General features: G+C 52.1%; 17 protein-coding genes. 12 read left to right on the top strand and 5 right to left on the bottom strand.

What is annotated here, in order from left to right:
- Positions 1-18: 18 nt before the first annotated feature.
- From JWG88_RS15125 to JWG88_RS15115, 3 genes are all read left to right on the top strand, one after another.
- On the top strand, positions 19-1227 hold the full coding sequence (locus tag JWG88_RS15125; RefSeq protein ID WP_240194485.1) for an efflux RND transporter periplasmic adaptor subunit: 1209 nt from the start codon (positions 19-21) through the stop codon (positions 1225-1227).
- Complete coding sequence (locus tag JWG88_RS15120; RefSeq protein ID WP_205234625.1) at positions 1224-4313, top strand: efflux RND transporter permease subunit; 3090 nt, start codon at positions 1224-1226, stop codon at positions 4311-4313. The genes JWG88_RS15125 and JWG88_RS15120 overlap by 4 nt, the downstream gene beginning before the upstream one ends.
- A gap of 191 nt (positions 4314-4504) precedes the next feature.
- The gene (locus JWG88_RS15115) at positions 4505-6106 is read left to right on the top strand and encodes a TolC family protein (protein WP_205234624.1); all 1602 of its coding nucleotides are present in this window, start codon (positions 4505-4507) and stop codon (positions 6104-6106) included.
- Between the two features lie 57 nt (positions 6107-6163).
- Here the strand turns inward: JWG88_RS15115 and JWG88_RS15110 are convergent, their stop codons facing one another.
- Together JWG88_RS15110 and JWG88_RS15105 are read right to left on the bottom strand one after the other, a co-directional pair.
- Positions 6164-6568 (bottom strand): pyridoxamine 5'-phosphate oxidase family protein, encoded by a 405-nt coding sequence (locus JWG88_RS15110; protein WP_205234623.1) that lies wholly within the window; start codon positions 6566-6568, stop codon positions 6164-6166.
- 74 nt (positions 6569-6642) lie between these two features.
- Positions 6643-7353, bottom strand: coding sequence for a fumarylacetoacetate hydrolase family protein (locus JWG88_RS15105; RefSeq protein ID WP_205234622.1), 711 nt, complete (start codon positions 7351-7353; stop codon positions 6643-6645).
- A 567-nt stretch (positions 7354-7920) separates the two neighbouring features.
- On the opposite strand from JWG88_RS15105, the gene JWG88_RS15100 reads away from it, so the two are divergent.
- From JWG88_RS15100 to JWG88_RS15085, 4 genes are all read left to right on the top strand, one after another.
- Positions 7921-8373 (top strand): OmpH family outer membrane protein, encoded by a 453-nt coding sequence (locus JWG88_RS15100; protein ID WP_205234621.1) that lies wholly within the window; start codon positions 7921-7923, stop codon positions 8371-8373.
- A 599-nt stretch (positions 8374-8972) separates the two neighbouring features.
- Positions 8973-10004 carry an ABC transporter substrate-binding protein gene (locus JWG88_RS15095; RefSeq protein WP_205234620.1) on the top strand — a complete coding sequence of 344 codons (1032 nt, stop codon included), beginning with the start codon at positions 8973-8975 and terminating at the stop codon, positions 10002-10004.
- Positions 9985-12984 carry a response regulator gene (locus JWG88_RS15090; protein WP_205234619.1) on the top strand — a complete coding sequence of 1000 codons (3000 nt, stop codon included), beginning with the start codon at positions 9985-9987 and terminating at the stop codon, positions 12982-12984. The genes JWG88_RS15095 and JWG88_RS15090 overlap by 20 nt, the downstream gene beginning before the upstream one ends.
- A 205-nt stretch (positions 12985-13189) precedes the next feature.
- Positions 13190-13540 carry a TraR/DksA family transcriptional regulator gene (locus JWG88_RS15085; RefSeq protein ID WP_205234618.1) on the top strand — a complete coding sequence of 117 codons (351 nt, stop codon included), beginning with the start codon at positions 13190-13192 and terminating at the stop codon, positions 13538-13540.
- A 15-nt stretch (positions 13541-13555) separates the two neighbouring features.
- On the opposite strand, the gene otsB is transcribed toward JWG88_RS15085, so the two are convergent.
- Together otsB and JWG88_RS15075 are read right to left on the bottom strand one after the other, a co-directional pair.
- Entirely contained in the window at positions 13556-16768 is a 3213-nt protein-coding gene (gene otsB, locus JWG88_RS15080; protein ID WP_205234617.1) for a trehalose-phosphatase, read from the bottom strand.
- A 164-nt stretch (positions 16769-16932) separates the two neighbouring features.
- Positions 16933-17469 (bottom strand): hypothetical protein, encoded by a 537-nt coding sequence (locus JWG88_RS15075; RefSeq protein ID WP_205234616.1) that lies wholly within the window; start codon positions 17467-17469, stop codon positions 16933-16935.
- A 325-nt stretch (positions 17470-17794) separates the two neighbouring features.
- Between JWG88_RS15075 and lexA the strand changes: the two genes are divergently transcribed.
- The 5 genes from lexA to JWG88_RS15050 all read left to right on the top strand — a co-directional run bounded on the left by lexA (position 17795) and on the right by JWG88_RS15050 (position 24455).
- Complete coding sequence (gene lexA, locus JWG88_RS15070) at positions 17795-18436, top strand: transcriptional repressor LexA (protein ID WP_205234615.1); 642 nt, start codon at positions 17795-17797, stop codon at positions 18434-18436.
- Positions 18433-19293: a DUF72 domain-containing protein gene (locus tag JWG88_RS15065; protein WP_240194483.1), complete on the top strand. Its 861-nt coding sequence runs from the start codon at positions 18433-18435 to the stop codon at positions 19291-19293. The genes lexA and JWG88_RS15065 overlap by 4 nt, the downstream gene beginning before the upstream one ends.
- 6 nt (positions 19294-19299) lie before the next feature.
- Positions 19300-20511 (top strand): DNA polymerase Y family protein, encoded by a 1212-nt coding sequence (locus tag JWG88_RS15060; protein ID WP_205234614.1) that lies wholly within the window; start codon positions 19300-19302, stop codon positions 20509-20511.
- A 395-nt stretch (positions 20512-20906) separates the two neighbouring features.
- Entirely contained in the window at positions 20907-23903 is a 2997-nt protein-coding gene (locus JWG88_RS15055) for a DNA polymerase III subunit alpha (RefSeq protein ID WP_205234613.1), read from the top strand.
- Positions 23904-24089: 186 nt separating this feature from the next.
- Positions 24090-24455, top strand: coding sequence for a response regulator (locus tag JWG88_RS15050; protein ID WP_205234612.1), 366 nt, complete (start codon positions 24090-24092; stop codon positions 24453-24455).
- A 7-nt stretch (positions 24456-24462) separates the two neighbouring features.
- On the opposite strand, the gene JWG88_RS15045 is transcribed toward JWG88_RS15050, so the two are convergent.
- Positions 24463-25443 (bottom strand): D-alanyl-D-alanine carboxypeptidase family protein, encoded by a 981-nt coding sequence (locus JWG88_RS15045; protein WP_205234611.1) that lies wholly within the window; start codon positions 25441-25443, stop codon positions 24463-24465.
- Positions 25444-25536 lie beyond the last annotated feature (93 nt).

The raw sequence follows: 25536 nt of genomic DNA, 5'->3' as shown, positions 1-25536 counted from the left end.
TTCCTTGGGAAGATATTAATGAAATATTCATTGAGCAAACTCGCATTCTTCATACTTCTGCTTGCCGGGATTGGCGGACTCTTGTGGATGTATGGACCCTTTTTCAAAGAGTCCGGTGATTCACTGAAGAAGGAAAGTGGAGATCGTGTGATTCCCGTAGAGGTTGCAGCCATAACTCATGATTCCATCCAGCTGCGTCGAACATTCAGCGGGGCTCTTGAACCCCGAGCGGAATTTGTGGTGGCCCCAAAGGTAGGTGGCCGCTTGGAACGGTTGAGTGTCAATCTTGCCGATTTCGTTGGGCGCGGCCAGGTGGTAGCCGAGTTGGAGAACGATGAATATATTCAGGCAGTAGCCCTCGCCCGGGCAGATCTTGCCGTGGCCCAGGCCAATCTCTCCGAGGCCCGCAGTGAGGCGGAGATTGCCGGTCGTGAGCTGGAAAGGGTGGAGACCCTGCGGAAGCGGGGAGTCGCCTCCGAGACTCAGCTTGATTCGGCCAAAGCGGCTCATCTTGCCAAGCGGGCAAAACGCGAAGTGGCTGAGGCGAATGTAACCCGGGCCGAATCACAGGTGGCGACGGCCAATATCCGGCTGGGGTATACCAGGATTACGGCAGGATGGAGTGGAGGCGCCGACAGACGGGTAGTCGCGGAGCGTTTCGTCGACGAGGGAGCAACGGTTTCGGCGAACACCCCTCTGCTTCGCATTGTTGAGATCGATCCCATTATCGGTGTGATTTTTGTAACAGAACATGATTACGCGAGAATGCAGCCAGGCCTCGGTGTCTCTCTGGTAACCGATGCCTATCCCGGTGAAAAATTTTCAGGAACCATAGAACGTATCGCCCCGGTTTTTAAAGAGGCGACTCGTCAGGCGCGGGTTGAACTGGTTGTTGACAATGATCAGCTGCGCCTGAAACCGGGAATGTTTATCCGGGCCACAGTAGTTCTTGAGCAAATAGCAGAGGCTACTTTGGTACCCGAAGAGGCTTTGGCCAAGCGTGATGATCGAAGCGGAATCTTTCTGGTGAGTGAAGATGGTCGCTCGGTCAGTTGGAAGCCGGTCGATACGGGCATTCGTGAGGGCGACGCTGTTCAGATTGTCGGTGATCAGCTCACCGGACGCGTGGTTACCCTGGGCCAGCAGCTGCTTAATGACGGTTCGCAAATTACCATTCCCGATGAAATATCGGTTACCAACGGTTCTACGGAAAAGGCGATACAATGAATCTTCCCGGCTTCAGTGTTCGCCGTCCTGTTTTTACGACAATGATCACCCTGATTGTGATCATTATGGGTCTATTTTCCCTGGACCGCCTGAAGATCGATCTGCTCCCCAGCATCGAACTGCCGACCATTTCGATACGAACCAATTATGACGGAGCCAGCCCGGAAGTAATGGAGCGCCTGGTAACCCAGATTATAGAAGAGATTGTCGGAACTGTTCCAGGTGTTGTGGAGATGACCTCGCAGTCGTCCGAAGGCAGCAGTACCGTGCGTGTCACCTTCAGCTGGGGAACCGATGTCGACATGGCCGCCCTTGATGTGCAGGCCAAGCTGGAGGATGAAATCAATGAGCTGCCGGACGATGTCGGCCGCCCCCGGGTAAGCAAGTGGGATATAGCCGGCTTTCCCGTGGTCATCCTGGGCATTTCCAGCAATCTTGATCCGGTGGAATTGACGGAGCTGGTCGAGAACCAGGTGCGCTACCGCTTCGGCAGGGTGCCGGGGGTTGCCCAGGTCGATCTTTTCGGCGGTTTTAACCGCGAGGTCCGCGTCGAGCTTGATCCCGACCGCATCAAAGCTCTGAGACTGCCGCTAAACCAGGTGCTGCAGGCCATTCGCAATGCCAATATCGATCTGCCCACCGGCAAAATTGTCCGGGGAAGGTACGAGCTCACTCTGCGGGCACCCGCAGAATTTACCTCTCTTGACCAGATCCGTAACACCATTATCTTTCGCCAGGAGGGTGCCGCGGTAACTTTGGGGCAGATTGCCAAGGTATTGGACACCTATGAGAAACCGACGCGCATTGTCCGGGTAAACGGGCAGCGGGGTCTGCATGTCGGTATCCGCAAGCAGGCTGATGCCAATACGGTGGAAGTAGCCAATGCCGTGCTCGAAGAGATAGACGAAGTCAACAGGGCTTTTCCTCAGATCAGTGTTGTGCCCATTATCAACCAGGGCAATTTTATCGAACGGTCGATTGCCAATGTGGCCCGTTCGGTCCTCTACGGCGGCGGGCTCTCCGTTCTGGTACTTCTCTTTTTTCTGCGCAATATTCGCTCGACGGTAGTGATATCACTGGCTATTCCTATTTCGGTGATAGCCACCTTCGCCCTCATTTATTTCGGCGGTTTTACCCTGAATATGATGACCCTCGGCGGTCTGGCACTGGGGGTCGGCATGATGGTTGACAGCTCCGTGGTGGTTCTCGAAAATATTTTCAGGCGCCGCGAAGAAGACCATGAAAGTCCTCGGATAGCCGCGGTGAACGGAGCCCGCGAGGTGGGACCGGCCATCGTTGCGGCGACCATCACTACTCTGGTTATCTTTCTACCTCTGGTGTTTGTGCGTGGTGTGGCCGGGATCCTTTTTCAGGAACTCTCCTACGTGATTGTCTTTGCTCTGATCTGTTCGCTGCTGGTTTCGCTGACTCTTCTGCCGATGCTGGCCTCCAGGCTTCTCGAGGCTCCCGGACAGAGGGGCAAAAACCACTCTCCCCGCATCAGGTCACTGATGACACGGGCGGATGAGCTTTTCAAAAACCTGGATATCGGCTATCGCAGTCTGTTGCTCAGAGTTCTGCGCCATCGCCTGCTTACCGTCTTTATGGCGCTGACATTGCTTGGTGCCAGTCTGCTGCTCCTCCCCTTTATCGGGAGTGAGTTTCTGCCTCCCAGTGACGAGGGCGAAGTGAGAGTCAGCGGCGAGATGGCGATAGGAACCCGCCTTGGGGTGATTGATCAACAGGCCAGAAAAATGGAGGAAATTGTCTATGCCGCCGTGCCCGAGGCTGTTTCACGGGTAATTCGCATGGGCGCTTCCGGCTGGAGGCCAGGCGATGCCGTCAAGGCCAATATTCGCCTGTCACTGGTTCCTGCGTCCGAGCGGGACCGTTCCAATACCGAGATTGCAGAAGATCTGCGGCAGAAACTAGATGGCAGAATTCCCGGCATGACCATTCGAACCCGTGCTCCTCAGGGACAGTTTCTGCTGGAGAGAATACTTGGAGGTATCGAGGGGATTACTATTGAGATTCGAGGATTTGACCTGCCGACTCTGGATATGCTGGCTGCAAGGACAGCCTTACTGATCGAGGATATTCCGGGAATCACCGATATTGAAACGAGCAAGGAAGCCGGCTTACCGCAGCAGGAAATTCGTGTCGACCGCGACAAAGCTGCCGATCTCGGTCTTAGTGTGCGGGATGTCGTCACAGTTCTGGAAACCTCGATTGCCGGCAGCAAGGCCGGAGAGTATCGCGCTGAAGGCAATTCGTACCGTATTTTCGTGCAGCTTGAAGATGCCGAAAATCGCTCCCTGGATGAAATTCTCGACCTGACTCTGACTACGGCTTCGGGTGATCAGGTATCCTTGCGTAATCTGGTGCGGGACAGTTCCGGATTGGGACCTATCTTGATCAACAGGAAGGACCAGCAGAGGATAGTCACGGTCCAGGCCAATGTGGCGGGCAGGGATCTGGGATCTGTTGCCGAAGATGTCCAGGCTGTGATTGAACGGATTCCCCGTCCTGTCGGTTATGATCTCATGGTGGCCGGCAATTTCGAAGAACAGCAAAAGGCTTTTAGGGATTTGATGACCTCGCTCTTGCTTGCCCTGCTCCTTGTCTATATGGTGCTGGCCTGTCAATATGAATCCCTGCGCGATCCGTTTGTGGTGATGGCCTCCGTTCCGGTTGCCGCGGTGGGGGTTCTGTTGATTCTCTTTCTCACCGGGACCACCTTGAATCTACAGTCCTATATAGGATGCATCATGCTTGGCGGCATTGTGGTCAACAACGCCATTCTCCTGGTCGATCAGACAGGAAAACTCCGTAGCGACGGTATGAAGGTCAACGAGGCCGTAGCCGAGGCCGGAAGGAGACGTCTGCGCCCTATTTTGATGACTTCATTGACAACCATTCTGGCCCTGACCCCTCTTGCTCTGGGAGTAGGAGAGGGCGCAGATGCCCAGGCTCCACTGGCGCGTGCGGTAGTAGGCGGATTGGGCGGTTCGGCCCTGATAACCCTGGTTCTGATTCCGGCAGTCTATTCACTTTGTCATCCCGAAAAAAGGGAAGCTACTGCATGAAGATATTTGATCATCGATGGACTTGTAAGAAGCTCGATCAACGTCGTTGTAGTTCTGAAACGGCAATTTGCCGTACCACATGTTCAGCCAAGTCGCCGTTTCAGGCACTGCGCCTAGTATATCGAGCTTTTTCCAGAGTCCCTCTCGGAGGCTTCGATATATTTTTACGAGAGTATCATTATGGGTTTGTAATGATCTTCTGTGGTGGATTATTGGCGATGGTTACCGCCGGTTGTGCCTCCGTTGAGCGTCTACCGATTTTTGCCGATACGATGGAGCAGCCTGTCTTTGAAAAAGCCGATGATCCGGCACTTATTCCCACCCAGCTGCAGATCCGCGGGGAGCCGATCATGGAGAAATCAGAAAGCGATATTCCGCAAGAGCTTGCGGTGGAGCAGGCAGTCATGCTGGCTCTTCGCCACAACAGCGACCTGCAGGTCAATCAGCTCTCACCGGTGATTGCCGGAACTTTCGAATTGATCGAGCGTGGAGTCTATGACCCCGAACTCTTTGCCGAACTCCGGTATTTCCGGGAAAAAAGAGACAGCGACCGGGGGGGTACCATTGTGCGGCGGGATGATTCTACCAGGGAAACCCAATTTGCCGCCGGAGTAAGGCAGATCCTGCCCTCCGGGACTACGCTCGAGGCTTTGGTCGGTCGGGAAACCACAGTTTTTGATGAGGACGATGAGGAGCAGGAGGCACGGGCCGAGCTCAGCGTAACCCAGTCTCTGCTGCGCGGTTTCGGGTCGTCGGTCAATCTGGTCAGTATACGTCAGGCTGAAATTGACACAATGGCGAGCATTGAAGAGTTGAAGGGGTTTATCAACATCCTTCTTGCCGATACTGAAACTGCTTACTGGCAGTATGTTCTGGCGCGCAAGGAGATTGACATATTTGAGCAGTCACTCGAGGTTGCCCGCAAGCAGCGAGAAGAGATCGAGTTGAGCATCGAAGTGGGATTCCTGCCTGAATTCGAGGCAGCTGCCGCCAGAGCGGAAGAAGCCTTGCGGGTGCAGGCCCTGATCAATGCCGAAAGCCTTCTGGAGGATCGTCGCCTCCGTCTGCTTCGCCTGATCAGCCCCCGCCTTGACAATGCCCGCAACAGCAGGATCATAGCCATAACTGATCCAGGGGTATCGCCCCGGCCGATTGACAACACAGAGGACCGCCTGAAGTTGGCGGAGCAGATCCGCCCCGATCTTGGTGAAGCCAGGCTGAGGCTGCACCGCAATCGCCTGGAGACGATTATGACGCGCAATGGACTTCTGCCCCGGCTCGAACTTTTCATGACTTTGGGGAAAAACGGGTATGGCGAATCATTTGGCGATTCCTTTAGCGACGTGGTCGGCGACTCCTATGCTTTCACTGCCGGATTGCGTCTGAGTCATTTTCTGGGCAACCGTGCTGCCGAGGGAGCCAATCTGGCCGCTTTTGCTCAGCGCAGACAGGCCGTAGAGGCAATTGAGAATCTTCGCCAGATAGTTCAGTTGGATGTCTACCTGGCTATTAACGAGGTGGAGCGGCTCCGCCGGCAGATCGAGGCGAGCAGGGCAACCCGTATCTTTCAGGAGCAGACCCTGAAGGCGGAAGAGGAGCGATTTGAAGTAGGGAGCAGCACCGCCCTTCTGGTTGCTCAAGCCCAGCGTGATCTGCTCCGGACTCAAATAGCCGAGGTAGAGGCCGTGGTCAATTACCGCATCGCCCTGGTACAGCTCTATCTGGCCGAGGGTAGTCTGATAGAACGGCGCGGCGTGCAGGTGGCGGAAACCCGCAGCGGTATCGGCTTATGACCTGCGGTCTTCACTCCAAAAGCATGGACAATCTCTTTTCCAGATTGAGATATCAGCTCATTCCACGGTATCGCTGTGGGGGGCATGGCTGAAGGCGAGTACCTGGTCGACGCGGATAATCAGCCTGCTCTCGGACTGAGGCAGCTGTTCTTCGCTCTCAAGATCCCCAGTGAAACCATCCATCATGGCGATCTCCTCGACTTTTTCAACTTCTCCGAGAATTTGATGTCCGATATCAGTCGCAGGATCCCAGGCGACCACTGAAATAAGGGGGTTGTCGCCAAGATTTTGAATCGTGGCTGGACAAAACCATGCTTCAACGCTAATATGGTCTTCGCTAATGTAACGGATGATGCCGGCGGCAGCCAGGTGGGGCAGGCCATTGCCGTTTGTGGTGGTCACGAAGACGTGCTCCATGCGGTTGCCGAGATCCACCGCTTCGAAAATCGCTTTCGTGCTCATTGTGCCTCCTTGATGTGAGAAAACGTATCCTCCTTCTCACGCTATTTTAATGCCTCTTGTGTGCTGCGCCAACCTTATCTTTCTTCTTTCACCGGGTTGCTCAGCGTACCTATGTTCTCAATCTCAACCTCCACCGTATCTCCATCTTTCAACGGTCCAACACCACTCGGAGTGCCGGTGATGATAATATCACCGGGTTCGAGGGTGAAATTCTTCGAGACGAAAGATATTATCTCAGGAATCGGAAAAATCATATGACGGGTATTGGAATCCTGAACAGTTTTGCCGTTGAGGCGGCAGCGGATAGCAAGATTTTGTGGATCGCCGATCGCCTCGGGCGGTACAATTACCGGGCCGATGGGTCCGAAGGTGTCGAGTGATTTTCCGCGAAACCATCCGGCTTTATCGCCTTTCTGCAGGTTTCTCTGGCTGATATCATTAAAGCAGGTAAAGCCCAGGACGTGCTGCAGAGCCTGTTCTGGAGGCAGATTTTTCACCCTGTCTTTGATGATTATGGCGAGTTCCGCCTCATGATCGGTACGGCAGTCTGTAAAGCCATAATCCCGCACAAAAGAAGGCAGAATGATTGTTTCTCCCGGCCCGATGAGAACATTCGGAGTCTTGGGGAACAAAACCGGCTCTGTCGGCACCTCCTCTGTAAAATTACGGACATCAACAGACTGGCTTTCTTTGATATGCTCAAGGTAATTAAGACCCAGAGCCACTATTTTGCTGGGACTGAGTTGGTAGTGGTCTCCATTTGCTAAAGGCAGTGTCACTTTCATAAAAATCCTCTCAGTTGTTTCGTGGGGGGTATGTATCTTTTACCATATCGAGCTGAAATCGGTTAAAAAAAAATCTGATCACCCTTGAAACTCAGCACCACATGGCCCAGGCCGGGACTGCTCTTTTCATCCGGGACGCCATACACCCGTCCATGGGGGCTTCGCTGCAGCCGTCCGGGCTGCAGAGACCCGTAAAAAGTGCAGTCCCGACCTTGAGCTGAGGATCAGGGGGAATCAGGAAAAAAATGCAATAACCAATGCCACGCCAAGCGATACTGCCATGCAGCAGCGCTCATCGCCGCAACACAAAAACTCAAAGTAGAAATTTTGAGCCGCCTGGTGAAAATGAAGCAGTATCAATGGCGGTTTGCAGCGTCTGATTTGACAATTACATGATGTGATGCTTAAACTCTTAATATAACATCAGGCGTCAAAGGTAGGGTCGTGAAGTATTGGCAGGCTCGCAGAATGTCTGAGTGCGCAGCTGAAACACTCAACAGAATGCGAGGGTTAACCGTTTGTCTTCGCGGCTCTTTTTTTTGAAAAATTGAAGGGGAGGGTTAAAGAATGTATGAAAAAATAAAGAGCAGCAGGGAAGTTTCTTTCCGGGCGGCCGGTATTGTAGCCATTTTTTTTATGGTCACCATGCTGATGTACCCAGTTGGTCAGGTGGCTGCCGAAAAAAACGACCCCAAAAATATTGTTTTCGTTGATATCGGGAAAATTATCGAAGTGCACCCTGCTTTCCTCAAAGCCCAGGAAGAGTTTGGAACGGAAATCCAGGGGATGCAGGAGGAGTTGCAGGGTATGGCCGAAGAGGAACAGATGATGGCCCAGCAGCAGATGCAGCAGCAGATGCAACAGAGAGGCGAACAATTGCAGGAAGAGGCTCTCAAGGAAATGAAAAAGGATCTGCAGAAAATAGCAGATGAAAAGGGCTATGATTATATTTTCGATGCCAATTCCTTGATTGTCGGCGGCAGGGATGTCACCGATGAGATTCTGGAGGCACTGAAGTAACATTGCCACACAGATCGTCATATTTTCCAGAAATTAACCACATACACATTACTGATTACCAATGCTATTCAGCTGTCATGCCGGCAGGCTTGAAGATATGGCAAAAACATTGTATTTGTCGTCATATCGTTATCAAACCTGGAATGATAATATAGGTGTATTTTCCTTTGAATACAATAATATACAAACATTTTTTGGCTGATTTTGATTGGTAATCAATAAGAAATTTCATCTCCCACCAATATTCCCTTGATTTCCTACTTCATTTTTCTCCTTCAAATTTTTAGATTTCACCATTGTAATGCAGGTTGCGGTACTGTAACCTCAGTGGGTTGATTTGTTGCTGCCCGGACAGAGTAAGTCATTGCATGTTTGAATGAATATGTTGTCATTCGGCGAGTATGTTTGTTGCAATATGAGCAAAATGCGCATCGAAAAAGACTTAGGGTCGATCAAACTCAGTCGCAGCTCCTCCAGAGACAAATCACAGATTGGAATTCATTTTTCGTTTCTTTTTCGTATCGTGGCATTTGTCGGGGTAAGGCATTAATCAAGCAATGAGGTGGTTTATGGTGAAGTTGTGTAAGAGATTTTTCAGCATGGCGTGTTCTCTCGCCATTGTCTGTGGCTCCTCTTCTGGAATGGCTGCGGATGTTAAAAAGCTCTTCATTGTCCACAGTTACGAAAAAGATCATATATGCGGTCAGCCACAGCATGATGGCGCAATTAAGGCGTTGAACGATGCCGGCTGGAAACAGGGGGAAAACCTTGAGGTCGCAACGTATTATATGGATACCAAAAAGAACAACAATACTCCGGAACTTATTGCCGAGCAGGCAAATCTGGCAGTGGAGGAAATTGCCGCTTTTCAGCCCGATGTTGTCCTAACCCTTGATGATAATGCCTTTCGTGCCGTGGCGCTGCCAGCTTCCGGCACTTCCACTCCCTATATTTTTTCAGGCATGAACAATCAGCCTGAAAATTATGATCGGCAAAAGGAGTTCATGGCTGATCGCTCAATACCGGGGAACAATATTACCGGAGTGTATGAGAAGCTTTATATCCGCGAAGCCATACGCGTCCTATCCTCTCTGCATGAGATGAACAGCGTTCTCTTTCTGGGCGACATGTCGCCTACCGGTAAAGCCATACAGCAACAGGTGGAACTTGAGCTCAACGAAGAAAGTAATATACCGGTTCCGGCGGTGGAGTTGCAGATGATGAATTCCTGGGAGGAGTTCGTCAGCACCCTTGCCCAATTTAACGACTCAGCCGAATTTGGTGCCCTGTACCTCGGTACGCTGCTGCTTAAGGATAAAAAAGGCCGGGTTTACACCGCACCGGAAATTATAAACCACACGCTTCTGCATGCGCACAAGCCCACCATAGGATTAAATTACGCCTTCATCAAACTGGGGCTTTTCGGCGGCGCCACCGTGGATTTTTTCTCCATGGGAGAGCTGGCCGGCAAAAAAGCGGCGGCTGTTCTCAGTGGAGCCGAGCCCGGCAGTCTTCCTATTGAAGATGCTCCCCGAGTCGCCCTTGTTTTCAACCTTAAACGTGCAGAGCAGCTGGGGCTGAAAATTCCTGCAGATATCCTTTTGGCGGCAGATGAAGTATTCAGCAAGTGAGGATGTAGATGAACCGCTCGACGTGCCCGTTCCGGCTTATCCTCTAGCCGGGTATCTGACGGTTGTTATTGTTCTGCTCGTTATTGTTTCAGTCACAGCGGTATCGGGAATTCTTTACTTCACCCTCAATAAGAGCCTGAACAGTGAGTTTGAGGAAGGTATACAGGCGAAAGGCGGGGAGGCGGGGCAGGTCTTTCAAAACCGCATAAACAGACTCAGCAACAGGCTGAATGCGCTGGCGCATGATAATACCGTTCGCGTCACGCTTATGCTGGGAGCCCATCGACAGTTGTCCCAGCATCTCCATACCGTCTATAACAATATTCCCGACCTACATTTTATTATTAAGGATGCGGCTTCAGGTTCCTTTTTTACTCCTTCTGAAGTCTGGATCGATGGCAGACAGATTGAAAAAGTCTTTCCGGTGCAAACATCCGAGCCTGTTTTGGTCAATACTATCGAAAATGGTGGATTCCAGTTAATCCAGAGCGTGCCGATAAGAAGACAGCAGGAACAGGTTGGAGTGGCCGCGGCCACCTACCAGATAAGCAAGGACGAGCATCTTCAGTCACTTTTCGGCAAGGAAGGAAAATATGCCGATAAGCTGGTTTATTTTGACAAAGGTGAGGTCTGGGATCTTCTCTCCGGAAGAAAGCTTTCTTCCTCCCTTACCTTTCCCGCCTCTTTCTATCACGACAACTCTCTGGACTACATTACCCTCAATGGTGAGGATTTTGCCGTCTCAAAAAGAGCTGAGTTTGACGGGGTTTATTTTTTCGGTAATCTGCGAAATCTCAGGGCCGCCAAGAATCGCGTCCTCAATGCCGTGCTGTTTCCCGCCATTATTGTCATCCTGCTGACCCTGCTGACCTCAATTTTTCTTAGCAGAAAACTTGTTGAGCCCTTGCGGCAGCTTACCAGGTTCGCTCATAAGATAACCTCAGGTGAAAACGATATTTCAAATACCTTGGCGACTTCACGCATCTACGAGTTCAATCGTTTGAGAGTTTCGCTCTTTTCCATGCTTGATCATATCCGCCAGGCGCGTGAAATGGAACGCTATCAGGATCTTTTTGAAGGCGTGGCCGATATGGTCTTTATCAATGATCTCCATGGATCAATGATTGATGTCAATAAAGTAGCACTTGATAAACTCGGTTACCCTTTTGCCGAGCTAACCCGGAAAAATCTCTACGACCTCGTGCTCCCCGTGCAGAAAAACATGCTGCAAAGAAAGCTGGAGACTCTGCAGACAGAAAAAGAACAGCTTGTCTTCGAGACAGAAATTATGGATTCTGCGGGGAAACATCTTTCTGTAGAGTGTCATGCTCGAAAGATCGTCTTGAGAAACCAGGTGGTAATTCTGAATGTGGTCCGCGATATTTCTGCTCGTGCTCAGGCGGAAAAAGCCCTGCAGGAGTCTCACAGCACCTTGCTTACGGTTTTGAACTCTATTCAGGCAACAATATACGTAAGTGATATAGAGACCCGGGAGATCCTCTTCATGAATGCGTGTATGTCTGAATCTTTCGGAGGCAACAGGATCGGCGGGAAATGCCATAAGGTGGTATATGATAATACCGAACCCTGCAGGAGATGCCAAAGCATGCAACCTCCTTCCCCCTGTGAAATTCCGACGAAGGTGCTGACCTGGGAGGGCAGAAATCCCGTGAACGGGAACTGGTATGTCCATCATGATCGGATCATCAGGTGGGTTAACGGCCGCAGCGTCAAATTTCAGATTGCCTTTGACATTACTGAAAAAAAGGAGCTCGAGCTGAAGAGCGATGAGACCAGATCACAACTGAGAAAAGCACAGAAAATGGAGTCTATCGCTACCCTTGCCGGCGGCATTGCCCATGATCTCAACAACATTCTATCCGGTATCGTCAGTTATCCGGACTTGCTCCTTGTGCAGTATCCGGACGACAGCAGTCTCAAGGTTCCTCTGCAGATCATTAAAGATACGGGATTGAAGGCCTCCGCCATTGTTCAGGATCTTCTTACCCTGGCACGTCGAGGTGTCGTGGTCAATGAAGTGATCAATCTCAACAACGTCGTCAACCGATATCTTGAGAGCCCCGAGCATCGGCAACTAATCCGTGATAACCCTCATGTCGAAATAAAGGTCGATCTGCAGCCGGGGCTGGTCAATATTCTCGGCTCCTCTCTGCATCTCTCTAAAACCATCATGAATCTGGTAATCAATGCTGTCGAAGCCATCCAGGAATCCGGATATGTTTCAATCGCCACAGCAGTGACAATTATAGATGATGAGGATCCCAGGACGGAAAAGATAGGTGTGGGCGAATATGTTGTTCTGGTTATAGGCGATACCGGCGCAGGCATCAGCCCGGAGGATCAGGACCGTATTTATGAGCCTTTCTTTACCACCAAGGTAATGGGAAGAAGTGGCACCGGCCTTGGCATGGCTGTTGTCTGGGGGGCTGTCGAGGATCATGAAGGTTATATTGACCTGCAGACGGTTCCCGGCGAAGGAACCACCTTCAGTCTGTATTTTCCGGTGACGAGAAGAGTACTCCTGCAGGAGCAGCTGGAGCTGACTAAGAATGATTACCACGGCAGGGGGGAAAGTATTCTGGTTATAGACGATATGACGGAACAGCGCGATTTAGCATCGATGATGTTCGGCCGGATGGGCTATAATGTCATAACTGTGCCGAGCGGCGAAAAGGCCATCGATTTTCTGAATCAACATTCCGTAGATCTGCTTCTTCTTGACATGCTGATGGACGGCGGAATGAACGGGCTGGAAACGTATAGACGTATTCTGCAGATTCACCCCGGCCAGAGAGCCGTAATCACCACCGGTTATTCCGAAACTGAACAGGTAAAAGAGGCCCTCCGTCTTGGCGCGGGAAGTTATATCAGGAAGCCCTATCTTTTTGAAGATATTGCTCTGGCGGTTAAAAATGAACTGGCAAAAGAGAAAGTAGTCGCCGGTACAGCTAAGGCATAATCACAGAGCAGGTTTGTTCCGGTTCACTTTTTTTTTGGCTTATATATTCAGACTCAACCGGCACACCATACTTTTCAAAAAAAAGCAAAGCGCAGTGGTCTTTAGGTTTAATCAACCGCCTGGTTAGCGATGACCATAGAATCTCCGATTATCGTGCGATACTGCGCCGGAGCGTAGTCCCGACAAAAATATAAGAGGATGGAACATGCATGGCAATATTGATTTAGAGTATTATACAAAGCGTCTTATTGAACGCTTGGCGGAAATAATGGCGGCCAGGCAGGCAAAAAAAGAAGACACTCCGCTTGAGCTCGATCAGACGCGAATGGGGCGCCTGTCGCGTATGGACGCCATGCAGCAACAGGCTATGGATAAGGCGACGGCCCGGCTGACGGATCTCGAGCGGCAGCGCATCGAGTCGGCTCTTAAACGTATTGAATCCCAGAAGTATGGATACTGTGTTGTTTGCGAAGAGGAAATCAGTGAGGGCCGCCTGCGCTTTGATCCCAGCGTGTTGACCTGTATCGCCTGCGCCCTCGAGGCCGAGGCAAAATAAATAGCAGCGAGAATCCTATCGTTTCAGCCCCAGTTCAATGGAGCATCCGGGCTGCAGTTCATGAAGAGTATCCCGCACCCCTACTTTAATGGGAGGGGCAGTCCGTCCCTGTCTGCTGTTGATGGTAATGCTTTCCCGATGGATTGTCACCCGCAGCCAATGCCGGCGATAAAGGATATTAAAAGCCATGCTTTGCACCTCATCGGGCAGGGCCGGGTTAAACCAGAGGATGTCCTGGCGTGTTTCCAGACCGGTGTAGCAGCGCTGCATCAGATCCACAGTTCCTGCCATGGCTCCAAGGTGAATGCCTTCGTGGGTGGTACCCCCCTGAATATCCGAGACATCGCTTTTCAGGGCATCGCAAAAGAGGTGCCAGGATTGTTCACGTCTGGATCTGGCCAGTACCCAGGCGTGAACAACCCGGCTGAGCGTTGATCCGTGTGAAGTGCGTTTGAGATAATAGTCGATGTTTTTAGGAATACTCTCGTACTCCAGGGAATATCCCAGGCGTTTGAAGAGCTGGCCCAGTTCATCCGCGGAAAGCAGAAAGAAGAGCATGAGTACGTCGGCCTGTTTGGAAAGTTTATAGCGGTTGGTGCTGTCGTTTTCCGCCTCGAGGATGCGGTCGAGGCGGTGAATATCGCCATATTTGTTTTTATATCTCTCCCAGTCAAACTCCTCGAGTTGATCGTATCCTTCGAACTGGCTGATGATGCCGTCATCATGAAAAGCGATCCGCATTTTGCGGCTGATATCCTCCCAAAGCGCAATTTCCTTATCATCTAAAGAGAGATTTTCCCGCGTCGACTGCCTGCGTTCTTCCGGCAGCATCTTAAAAACCTCCAATGCCCTGCAGAACAGCCAGGCCACCATGACATTGGTGTAGGCGTTATTGGTCAGTCCGGACTCGGTGGAGTCCGGATAAGCGGTGTGGAATTCGTCGGGACCCATAACTCCGTGGATTTCATAGCGTTGAACTGAGTCGTTATAGCTGGTAAGGCTTGCCCAGAATCTGGCTATTTCGATTATCATTTCGGCACCGTAGTATGACATGAAATCACGGTCATCGGTTACCTGATAATAGAGCCAGACATTGTAGGCCACGGCGATATTGATATGGCGCTGCAGTTGGGTATTATCGGGAATCCAGCGGCCCGATTGCGGGTTGAGATGCAGTGTCTGTGCTTCTTCCCGGCCGTTGCTGCCGCTCTGCCATGGGAACATGGCGCCGTTAAAGCCCGCCTCTGCAGCCGCCAGCCTGGCTTGTGGCAGCCTCTTGTAGCGGTATCTGAGGAATGCCCGGGTAAGATCGGGAATACGCAGGTTAAAAAAGGGAAAGACGAATAATTCATCCCACATGATCAGGCCGCGGTATGCTTCGCCATGCAGTCCCCGTGGAGGAATGCCGGCATCAAGATCGATGGAATGCACCGATACGGTCTGCAGCATGTGAAAAACATGGAGGTTGAGGATCTGGGAGATTCTCGGATGCGATGCCTGCAGATCAAAACCACAACGCTGCCAGAGATGGCGCCAGGCCCGCTGATGAGCCTTGAGCAGGACCCCGAAGCCTGGGGCATGGGCGATTCGCAGCCGTGCTTCGTCAAGACTTTCGGAGATGGCGCGGTCCCTTGAACAAAAAACGGCGACTATTTTTTCAAGGCGCAATTCTTCTCCGGCCTTGATCGAAAGGGTTACTTCCTGGCCTATATAATCGGATTCGCGCAGGGGGCGTCGTTCTGCTTCAGTTATAAGCTCCTCATCGAGGAAGAACCGGGTACGTGCCGCCTCGGCAATGCGGATATGCGATTGCCTGGTTTCCGATTGCAGCCAGATGATCTCACCATCTTCATCGATGCCCTGTTCAACTGTTCTCAAATGGTTGTTGTTAAGATCTCTATAGCGGGCGACCAGCGTATTAGCCACTCCGCCGTCCAGAGCAGTGCGCAAGTGGATGGTGCCCGACCAGTTTTTTATGGTGATTACGGTTTCAAGTCCGGCAAGATGAGGTATGTCCATATTGACGAACCGGCGCTCCCTCAGGTGAACCTCTCTCTGCTGCTCATCGACGAAGCGGATGGTCCTGTTTAAAATGCCGGAGGCCATGTCAAGCTCCTGATGATAGTCAGCCGGCTTGATGGTATCGCAGTCAAACCAGGGACCCTCGTCAAGGCGGAAGCTAAGGGGGAGCCAGTTGGGAATATTGACGAGACTTTCGTTTTCGATAATCTTTCCGGCAACTTTGCTTTGCAGACGGTTATAGCAGCCGGCGATATAGCTTCCCGGATAATGTTTTTCGTCGGCGGATGACTGCAGGCTTGCGCCGCGGCTGGCGAAAAAGCCGTTGCCGAGGGTACAGAGAGCCTCGCGCAGTTTTTCGCTTTCGGGATCATAACCTTCATAGGTCAGCGACCAGATTCCCTTGGTTGTCGCTCTGTCGGCTATTTCGGCCAGTCTTTCCAGAAAGGAGGTTACCTCCGTTGGATCACGCAGGATGTAGCGGGCTCGGGTGGGGCGGGGATGATCGCTGACCAGGATAGTGATGCCGCTGTTGCCGATACAGCGAAAAGCGTCCTCGTCGGTAGTGTCGTCACCTATATATAACGGTGTTATCCTGGAGCAATCGACATGAAAGCGACTGAGCATTGTCTGCAGCGCTTTGCCTTTGTCCCAGTCCACATCCGGGCGCAGCTCAAAGATTTTCTTGCCGGAAGTCTTTTTCAGTTCGTCATGTTGGTCAATAATTGTGTTGACCTGTTTCTCGGCGTCGGCAATAGCTTTTTCTGCGGCGCCTCGGTAATGAACGGCAATGGCAAAAGGTTTTCTCTCGATTTGAACGCCTGGTATATCCTTTGTTGCAGTCTCGAGATCCTCTTCCGCTTTCTTCAGGGTGGAAAGAAACTGCTCTTTGCGGTCATCCTCATCAAAATAGCCGCTGCCGTCGCTGATCTCAAAGCCATGGCTGCCGGCATAGGTGAGGTTGTCGATCCCGGCCATCTCCCGGACATCTTCAATCCCCCTGCCGCTGATGATGGCGACGAACATATGTTTGGCCAGCCTCTGCAGCACCTCTCTGGTTGTATCATCAAGTCTTGCTTCGGTTGGATCGTCGACAATCGGCGTGAGGGTGCCGTCATAGTCGAGGAAAATGGCCGGAAGTTCCCTCTGCAGCTGATTGAAGATATCTTTTGCTTCGCTTAAAGCCGATACCGGCTCCCGTGTCTGCATGGGCATCCCTCCGCTGTGTAGGAGTATATCGAGCTTTCTCGAAGTCGGAGTTTATGTCCGCACGGGTGCTTATCGCAGAGCCCATCTCGGCAACTTCGATGACTTTTACGAGATTCTTTATCTGATTCCCCCTGAAACTCAGCATTTCGGTCTGGAGCTGAGGATCAGGGGTAATCAGGTATCTTTATTCTGTAAAAGCAAAAAACGTGCCGTTCGGATCTGTAGAGAAGTCTTGCGTTGAATGTCTGCGCCAGTTCATGGATTGAAGAGAAGAGCAAAGGCGGAGCTGCTATGATTGCCGCCTGCGGTCCTGTCTTGCAGGAATAAACGATCCGATTCGGAAGGATTATGGGGATTCCCTGGCATTTTCCTGAATTGGTGGTTGGCATAATAGTAGTTGCATGAAAAAGTTTAATCACTACATTATGGGCAAATGTACAAAATGATTGGTCGGCAACCATGCCATTTTCAAGGAGGGCAGCAAAATGCAACAGGAAGACAGGAACAGAAAGGGCGGAAGCGGAACGACCCAGCAGGACAATAAAAAGGACTCTTTTCGGAAGAATCCCAATCAGGAACAACCCGGCAGAGGACTCGGGCGTGGTGGTGGAAAAGGCCGTCGTGACGGTACCGGCGGCGGTCGGGGCCGCGGTGGTGGCGGCAAGGGTGGGCGTAGATCGTAATTTCGATAGCGTCGCCATAAGCATCCGATCGAGAAAGTCCGCTCTTCCGCATTTGCAGGTTCCTGGCAGGTCTCTGGTATAACTACCTATATCAAACCTGCCAGTAACACACGTCCTTCAAGCTGGCTCCCCCTCCTGCATGTTTAATCACCAGCATTTCATTCCTGATTTTTTTTCCTGTACCGATCAGCAGAAAAAATCCATTTGCGAATCAATGGGTTCATCTGTAGAGCCTGACATATACTGTTGCCGGAAGCGCTTGACATTTATAAATGTAAATTGACAATAATCCTTGAAATGATATTATTAGGAAAATGTACATATACATTAAGCTGGAGAGCATATGGAACTGACCGAGAAACAGGAGCATTTTTTCAGTTATCTTAAAAAGAAGATAACCGAGAATGGAGGGGCGCCGAGTCTGAGAGAGGCCGCGCTTGAGATGGGTGTAAGCCATACCGCCGTGGCCCAGATGATACAGCAGCTTGAAAAAAAGGGTCTGCTGGAGCGCGACGGCCACTATAGCCGCACTCTTCGTCTGCGGGATGGTACAGTCGGCGGAGACCAGGGGCAGCGGGTACGTGAGCTTCCCGTTATCGGCCAGATTACCGCCGGTCTGCCTATGTATGCTCAGCAGGAATGGGAGGGCACCGTTGTGGTCGACGGCAACCGGTTTCGCGGCGACAATCTTTTCTGTCTGCGCATTACCGGGGATTCCATGCAGGATGCCGGTATCCTCGATGGTGATCTGGTGATCTGCGAGGCGAGGCAGTATGCGGAAAACGGCGAGATCGTCGCGGCGTTGATCCATGGAGAGGAGGCGACGGTGAAACGTTTTTTCCTGAAAAACGATCATATTGAAATGCGCCCGGAAAACACGGCGTACAGGACCATGCACTATCAGTTCGGAGAATTGCTTGTCCAGGGAAAGGTTGTGGGTGTTATCCGTGATACCATTGATGATATCGGAGGAAGCAATCGATGATGACTGCCACAGCTGAACCGGGAGCCATGATGTTTGGGCTCTCTGCGCTGAGCAAACCAGTGGTCGGCAGCACCGGTTGCCCACTGCTGATCGGCACCTCCGGCTATTCGTATACCGAATGGAGCGACAGCGGTTTTTATCCCCCAGGTACCAGGACCGCCGATATGCTCGGCCTGTATATGCGGTTCTTTCCCGTGGTGGAACTCAACTATACCTGGTACCAGATGCCCCGGGCCGAAGCCGTTGCCCGGATGGCGGTCAAGGTGCCCGCTGATTTTCGTTTTGCGGCAAAGCTGACCAGAACCCTGACCCATGAGCGCCGGGAAGACCGGGATACCCAGCTGCAATTGTATCGCCGGGGAATCGAGCCGCTGGGCGATCGTCTGGCCGCCGTGCTTATCCAGCTACCGCCAAATTTCAACAGGACTGAACAGAATCGCTATTACCTGGCAAAGCTGCTTGACGGGCTGCAGGGATTGCCGCTGGCGGTGGAGTTTCGTCATGCCTCCTGGGCCGTCGATCAGGTCTTTGCCGAACTTGAACGACGCAATATCGCTCTGGTTGCCGTCGATGCTCCGCCTTTGCCGGGGCTGTTCCCGCCTCTTGATATCGTTACCAGTACGGATTTTTTTTATCTGCGTTTCCATGGGCGCAACCGGAGCGGCTGGAGATCCAGCAATATGCAGAAGAAGTTCGATTATGACTATTCGACGGCTGAGCTGCAGGAGTGGGCAAGGGGAGGCATTCGCACCATGTCGGAAAAGACTTCAAAGGGTATGATTTTCTTCAATAACCACGTGCGGGCTCAGGCACCGAGAAACGCCGGGGAACTGCAGCGCATACTAAGAGACTCCTAGAACAAGATGCAGCGCGAACGATCCATACTTCATTTCAATGTGGCTGATTTTGCCGTGGCCGTGGAAAGGGTTGTCGACATCTCTCTGCGCGGCAAGCCTCTTATCATCGCGCCGCTGCAAGCCGCCAGAGCGGTGGTTTATGATATGAGCGAAGAGGCTTTTCAGGAGGGAGTGCGCAAAGGAATGCCGCTATTTCAGGCGACCAGGATATGCCGAGCTGCCGAGATTCTGCCGCCGAAAGTGGGTCTCTACCAGCGGGCCATGCGTGATTTTCTGAAAAGAGCCAAACGATTTTCCCCGCTGATCGAATACGGTCCGGCTGACGGTCATCTTTTTGTCGATGTGACCGGAACCCACCGACTGTTCGGTCCTGCTCCGGATATCGGCTGGAAGGTGCGCAAGGAGGTGTGCCGCGACCTGGGGGTTGATCCTATCTGGACCCTGTCATCCAACAAGCTTGTCGCCAAAGTGGCCTCCCGTCTGGTCAAACCGGTGGGAGAATATATTGTTGCATGCGGCGAAGAGGAAGAATTCCTGGCGCCGCTCTCCGTCTTTCTGCTGCCGGGAGTCAGTGCGGTGGAAATGCGCAGGCTTCGTGAATTCAATATCACCAGAATAGGGGAGATTGCCCGGCTGAGCAGGCAGGAATTGATGGTGCCCTTCGGCCGCCGCGGCGAATTCTTCTACGAGACCAGTCGCGGAGTCAGCCGGGAGATGGTTGCCGGGGGAGTTAAACAGGCGGTCTCCGTCAGTCATGAACATCATTTTGGCGATGACACCAACGACAGAGAAGAGGTGCGGAATGTGGTCGGCCGCATGGCCGCCGAGGCGGGAAGCGAGCTGCGTTCCACCAGGCGGGAGGCACGGCGTCTCGGGATCAGAATCATTTACTCCGATGGTGCCGCGGTTATTCGCCAGGCGTCGCGGCGGGTCGGTACCTCCAGTGATTTTGTCCTCAGGGATATGGCCATGCTTGCCCTGCAGCGCGCCTGGAGGCGGCGGACACGGATACGAAGCTGTTATCTTGTCTGTGACCGGCTGCATCGTCAATCACCGCAGCTTTCTTTATTTCCTGCGGAATCTCCAAAAAATAAAGGAGATGAGAAAATTTTGGGGGCGATGGATGAAATCAGGAACCGTTTTGGGTCTTCTCTGATACACGCCGGCAGTAGTGGCGCGCCACGGCACGGACGGGAAACGACGCTTCAGCCCTCATGATGCCGGGGTTGGCAATTACCCAATCACCTATTTTTTTCTGGTTACCCCTGAAACTCAGTATTTTCTGGCCTTGAGCTGAGGGTTAGGGGTAATCAGGTATATTTATTTTGTAACTATTCAGGTTGATTCTCATTATTTGGCAACCCTCTGTCTGTAACTGTTTAGTACCTTACTCCCCAAAAACCGACACATAAAACAAGAAAATGGAAACTGTCTTAAAAGCCGTCAACTTACACATACAGCCAAGGTACTTATACCCCTCAAGGGGGTACTGTAAAGAGTCCAGCTCAGCTGGGTTAGAGGTAAGCACCCTGACGGGAATAAACTCCGACTCCGGGTGCGCCATATGGTGTGCTGCTGAAGAGTTACTTTATTTTTAGCGCAGGTCTATTGTAGTGTTTCCACTTCATGTTCGTTCCTATTATTCACTCATGCGGGGGACTATGTCGCCTGCGGAAATCTGTGCCCGGGCTAAAAGGTATGGCTATAAAAGCGTGGCCCTGACCGACCGGGACAACTTGTATGGGACGTGGGCCTTTCTCGCGGCCTGCCGGAGGGAGGGGATCAGGCCCATCATCGGCAGCGAGATCAGCGAACCCGGAACGGACCGGATAGTGACCTGTCTGGTACGCAACCGGACAGGATACAGCCATCTGTGCAATCTGCTGACCAGGAGACATACGGAGAAAAACTTCAGCCTGGAAAAAGCACTGGCGCAGTTTTCAGATGGGTTATTTGTGCTCTCCCGGGATCAGCAAATCCTGCGTTTTCTGCAGGAAAAAGGTGCCAATCCGGTTGCCGATTTAGGGCCGCGGCCAACCGAGAAGGCAGCCGTACTGCGCAAATGGGCGCAGCAGAAGCGGATCAGAGCCGTGGCAACACATGACTGCGGCATTGCTGAACAGGAGGATATCGCTCTTTATGTCCTGCTGCGGGCAATAGATCGGAATATAAGTATTTCAGAGGCACTGGAAGCGGAAAAATGCACCGTCGTTAACAGCTTTGCTGCGCCCGATGTCTACAGCGCCCGTTTTGCCATATGGCCGGAGACTCTCAGAGAGAGTTACCGTCTGGCCGGAGAATGCCTCTTTGACGGCCCGGACTTCGGTCTGGTCATGCCTCCGTGGAAAGGAAGCGAATCTGCGGCACACACTCTGCGGCAGTGGGCCTATCGCGGGGCCGAAAAGAGGTATGGCACCGATTTGACCGAGGTGGTCGTCGACCGACTGGAGCATGAACTGGCAGTTATTGAGAGCATGGGCTTTTCCTCGTATTTTCTGGTGGTCCGCAATATCGTGCACCGCCCTCGGAAAGACGGCAGCAGAAGGAAACGGCGCATCTGCGGCAGGGGGTCGGGCGCCGCCTCTCTGGTGGCCTATTGCCTTGAAATTACCAATGTATGTCCCATTAAATACAATCTCTACTTCGAACGATTTCTCAACCCCGGCCGCATCGACCCCCCTGATATCGATATCGACTTTGCCTGGGATGAAAGAGACGAAGTCCTGCATGAGGTGCTCAACGATCATCAGGGCCATGCGGCTATGGTGTGCAATCATATTTTTTTCAAACCGCGAATGGCCATTCGTGAAACCGCCAAAGCCTACGGTATGCCGGGATATGAGATTTCGCGCATTACCAAAAAACTGCCGTGGTTTTCCCGGGGCGCGGATCTCCTTGAGCAGATGGGAAATATGCCGACATTACGGGGGGAGAACCTGAGCGGCCCCTGGCCTGAGATTATACGGGTTGCCGCAAAAATTATCGGCATTCCCCGATATATTTCGGTTCATCCGGGAGGGGTGATTATCACGCCGCAGCCGATCAGCAATTATGTACCGGTGGAGTATGCTCCCAAGGGAGTGCCGATTATTCAATGGGAAAAGGACGGTGCCGAGGATGCGGGGCTGGTCAAGATAGATCTGCTGGGCAACAGGAGCCTCGGGGTTATTCGTGACTGCATCGCCGGGGTGCGCGCTCATGGTGTGATTTTTCGGGAACGGGGCTGGGTGCCGGAGGACGATGAGCCGACCCGGAAAACCGTGGGCCGCGGTGCCACCATGGGGTGTTTTTACATAGAAAGTCCGGCCATGCGTCTGCTCCAGCAGAAGGCGGGCGATGGAGACTATGAACAGCTTGTCATCCAGTCATCCATCATCCGTCCCGCGGCAAATGAATTTGTCCGTGAATATGTGCGTCGTCTTCATGGGGGAGAGTGGCAGCCGCTTCATTATGAGTTGAAAGATGTTCTGGATGAGACCTTCGGCCTGATGGTATATCAGGAGGATGTTTCCCGGGTGGCTGTGCATCTGGCCGGGTTCAGTCATGCCCGGGCGGATGGCCTGCGCAAGATCATGTCGAAAAAGGATAAGGAGCACAAACTCGCCGACTATCGGCAGGAGTTCTTTGCAGGCTGCAGCGCCAGGGACATAGGAGAAAGGGAAGTTGAGGCCATCTGGGCGATGATGATGAGCTTTGACGGGTACTCGTTCTGCAAGCCGCATTCGGCCTCCTATGCACGGGTATCTTTCCAGGCGGCCTACCTGAAGACCTACTTTCCCGCGGAATTCATGGCGGCGGTGATTTCCAATGAGGGAGGGTATTATTCCACCTTTGCCTATGTCTCGGAGGTAAAGCGCTGCGGAGTGACAATTTTGCCTCCCGATGTCAATTTAAGCGGCAGGAAATGGAAAGGTAAAAATCGTCGTATTCGCGTGGGGCTGCGGGCTGTACATGGTGTTTCGGAAAAACTGATTGAACGCATTTGCTCTAACAGGGAACAGGGCGGCAACTATAAAGATCCCGCCGATTTTTTTCAGAGGACGCAGCCCTCCGAGGATGAGGCCCGGCAGCTCATCCACTGCGGAGCTCTCGATTCGCTGCAGCACAAGGCGAATCGGACGGTGCTGCTCTGGGAACTGGCCCGCTTTCGCAGGCTGACGGCATCCGGCAAAAAGGCGCCGCTGTTCCGGATTCAGCTGCCGCCTGCCCCCGATCTTGCTGAGCCTGCTCCTGAGGAAATGCTGCGAAGGGAGTATCAGGCGCTGGGGTTTCTGTGCAGCGTCCATCCCGTGGTTCTTTTCAGGAAAAGGGTCGGTACTATGGTGATCTCCCGTAATTTTAAAAGTCATGTAGGGAAACGCATCCGTTTCCTCGGCTGGCTCCTCACCGGAAAACTGGTGTCGACCAAAACCGGCGAAGCTATGGAATTTCTCACCTTTGAAGACGAATATGGTCTGGTGGAGGCTACATTTTTTCCCCGTGTCTATCGGCGCTATGCCAATATCCTGCGTTCGGGAAAACCTTATGTCCTCGATGGGCTGGTGGAAAGTGATTTTGGGGCGGTTACCTTGACGGTTGATAGAGTTGACGCATTGGAAAAAGTAAGGTAAAGGTGTAACTTACAATACCAGGACTCCATAGTTCATCGAAGTCGCCGAGTCCATTATGTTCGAAAAGCTTTTACGATTGCCGGTGAATCAGAAAATCAATGCTCGCAGATAGCGAAATGAAGTGCGACGACTCCGAAAAATGCCTGTTTTCGGACACACTCCCAGATCAAGTTGAAGAGGAATGGTGTGAAAAAAATTCTGATCATAGATGACGAGGAGCTCACGCTCCGGTTTTTAGAAAAGGTGCTGATGGAAGAAGGCTACATTGTGTATCTTGCCTTGAATGGCGAGATAGGGCTGCGGCTGTTTCGCGAAAAACCGACAGATCTTGTTATAACCGACATTGTCATGCCTGTAAAAGACGGTCTGAAAACGATTCTTGAACTGCGCCAAATCAATGAGAGCGTGCCGGTGATTGCCATCTCCGGAGGTGGGGCAATAGCCAAGGAAAGATACCTGGCGGTTGCCGGATACCTGGATAATGTCAGGGCCATGGCCAAGCCGTTTAAAAAATCGGAGATACTGAAGGTGGTCCGGGAATTGCTTCACTGAAGAAGATTTAAGGCGTCGCATCGGCCATCTGAGTCATTTCCAACTGCTGTTCGGCAATAAGCTGCTTGGTCTGAAAGCCATACTCCACCAGCAACTTCAAATCATCCCACATTTTTTCGCTGCCCAGAATGGCAACAACAATCTCTGCCGTGCCGCGCTTAAACTTGCCGACATAGGTCTGCCGGGCGGCATTGGTATAGCCGGTCTTGCCGCCTTCTGCGCCATCTATCTGCCATAAGGCCTTGTTGTGGTTGCGAAGAAGTTTCCCCTCGGTTGTCCGTGTCTTGCTGTGTTTCATTATTTCGGCAAAATCACCATCCTTCATGGCATGATTGAAGATGATGGCCAAATCGCGGGCAGTGCTGTGCTGGCCTTTTGCCGTGAGGCCTGTAGCTGTCTTGCAGACGGTCATCTTCGCTCCCCAGAGTTTGGCTCGCAGGGTCATCATTTTGGCAAACACCTGCTCCGAGCCGGCAATCTTCTCCGCCAGGGCCACCCCGGCATCGTTGGCGGAGGACAGTAGAACTGCATTGATGAGATCACCTGCAGGGTACTCCTTTCTCTGGTCCAGATAGATCTTGGAACTTGGCTGCCGGGCGGCCTTTGCGCTGACGGCTATATTGTCGCTTTCTTTCAGGGACTTGAGAGCAATCATGCCGGTTAAAACCTTTATGGTGCTTGCCGGCTGACGCGGTGTATCCGGATCTTTGGCGAAGATGATTTCTTCACTGACGGCATCGAGAACCAGAACGCTGGCGGCGGAGAGATTTTTGACAACACGTTTTTCTGCCGAAGCCAGAGCGTATGTAACATTTTGCTTTTTAATGGTGGAAAAATCGCCATATTTTCCCAGAATTTTCATGGAAACTGGACTCTTGTCGGCTTCCAAAGCCGGCATGGCAAGGGTGGTTATCGAAAGAGAGAAAATCCAGAGAAGGGCAAGGAGGAATACAAAAACCGGCAGATGGCTGGAAATCTTAGAAAACATTTTGCCTTAAATTTTGCTTTTATTGTAAAGTAGATGGGGACTCATTTCTGAACAGACCTGCTCATTCTTTATTCCCTGTCCGCGTACTTGTCA

This window comes from Desulfopila inferna (assembly GCF_016919005.1).
Classification (GTDB): Bacteria; Desulfobacterota; Desulfobulbia; order Desulfobulbales; family Desulfocapsaceae; genus Desulfopila_A; species Desulfopila_A inferna.
This window is presented reverse-complemented; position numbering and strand designations above follow the sequence as displayed.

Bases quoted from the DNA above. Each gene is read 5' to 3' on its own strand.
- JWG88_RS15125 (WP_240194485.1), top strand. From the start codon at position 19: ATGAAATATTCATTGAGCAAACTCGCATTCTTCATACTTCTGCTTGCC.
- JWG88_RS15120 (WP_205234625.1), top strand. From the start codon at position 1,224: ATGAATCTTCCCGGCTTCAGTGTTCGCCGTCCTGTTTTTACGACAATG.
- JWG88_RS15115 (WP_205234624.1), top strand. From the start codon at position 4,505: ATGATCTTCTGTGGTGGATTATTGGCGATGGTTACCGCCGGTTGTGCC.
- JWG88_RS15110 (WP_205234623.1), bottom strand. From the start codon at position 6,568: ATGAGCACGAAAGCGATTTTCGAAGCGGTGGATCTCGGCAACCGCATG.
- JWG88_RS15105 (WP_205234622.1), bottom strand. From the start codon at position 7,353: ATGAAAGTGACACTGCCTTTAGCAAATGGAGACCACTACCAACTCAGT.
- JWG88_RS15100 (WP_205234621.1), top strand. From the start codon at position 7,921: ATGTATGAAAAAATAAAGAGCAGCAGGGAAGTTTCTTTCCGGGCGGCC.
- JWG88_RS15095 (WP_205234620.1), top strand. From the start codon at position 8,973: ATGGCGTGTTCTCTCGCCATTGTCTGTGGCTCCTCTTCTGGAATGGCT.
- JWG88_RS15090 (WP_205234619.1), top strand. From the start codon at position 9,985: ATGAAGTATTCAGCAAGTGAGGATGTAGATGAACCGCTCGACGTGCCC.
- JWG88_RS15085 (WP_205234618.1), top strand. From the start codon at position 13,190: ATGCATGGCAATATTGATTTAGAGTATTATACAAAGCGTCTTATTGAA.
- otsB (WP_205234617.1), bottom strand. From the start codon at position 16,768: ATGCAGACACGGGAGCCGGTATCGGCTTTAAGCGAAGCAAAAGATATC.
- JWG88_RS15075 (WP_205234616.1), bottom strand. From the start codon at position 17,469: ATGGCGACGCTATCGAAATTACGATCTACGCCCACCCTTGCCGCCACC.
- lexA (WP_205234615.1), top strand. From the start codon at position 17,795: ATGGAACTGACCGAGAAACAGGAGCATTTTTTCAGTTATCTTAAAAAG.
- JWG88_RS15065 (WP_240194483.1), top strand. From the start codon at position 18,433: ATGATGACTGCCACAGCTGAACCGGGAGCCATGATGTTTGGGCTCTCT.
- JWG88_RS15060 (WP_205234614.1), top strand. From the start codon at position 19,300: ATGCAGCGCGAACGATCCATACTTCATTTCAATGTGGCTGATTTTGCC.
- JWG88_RS15045 (WP_205234611.1), bottom strand. From the start codon at position 25,443: ATGTTTTCTAAGATTTCCAGCCATCTGCCGGTTTTTGTATTCCTCCTT.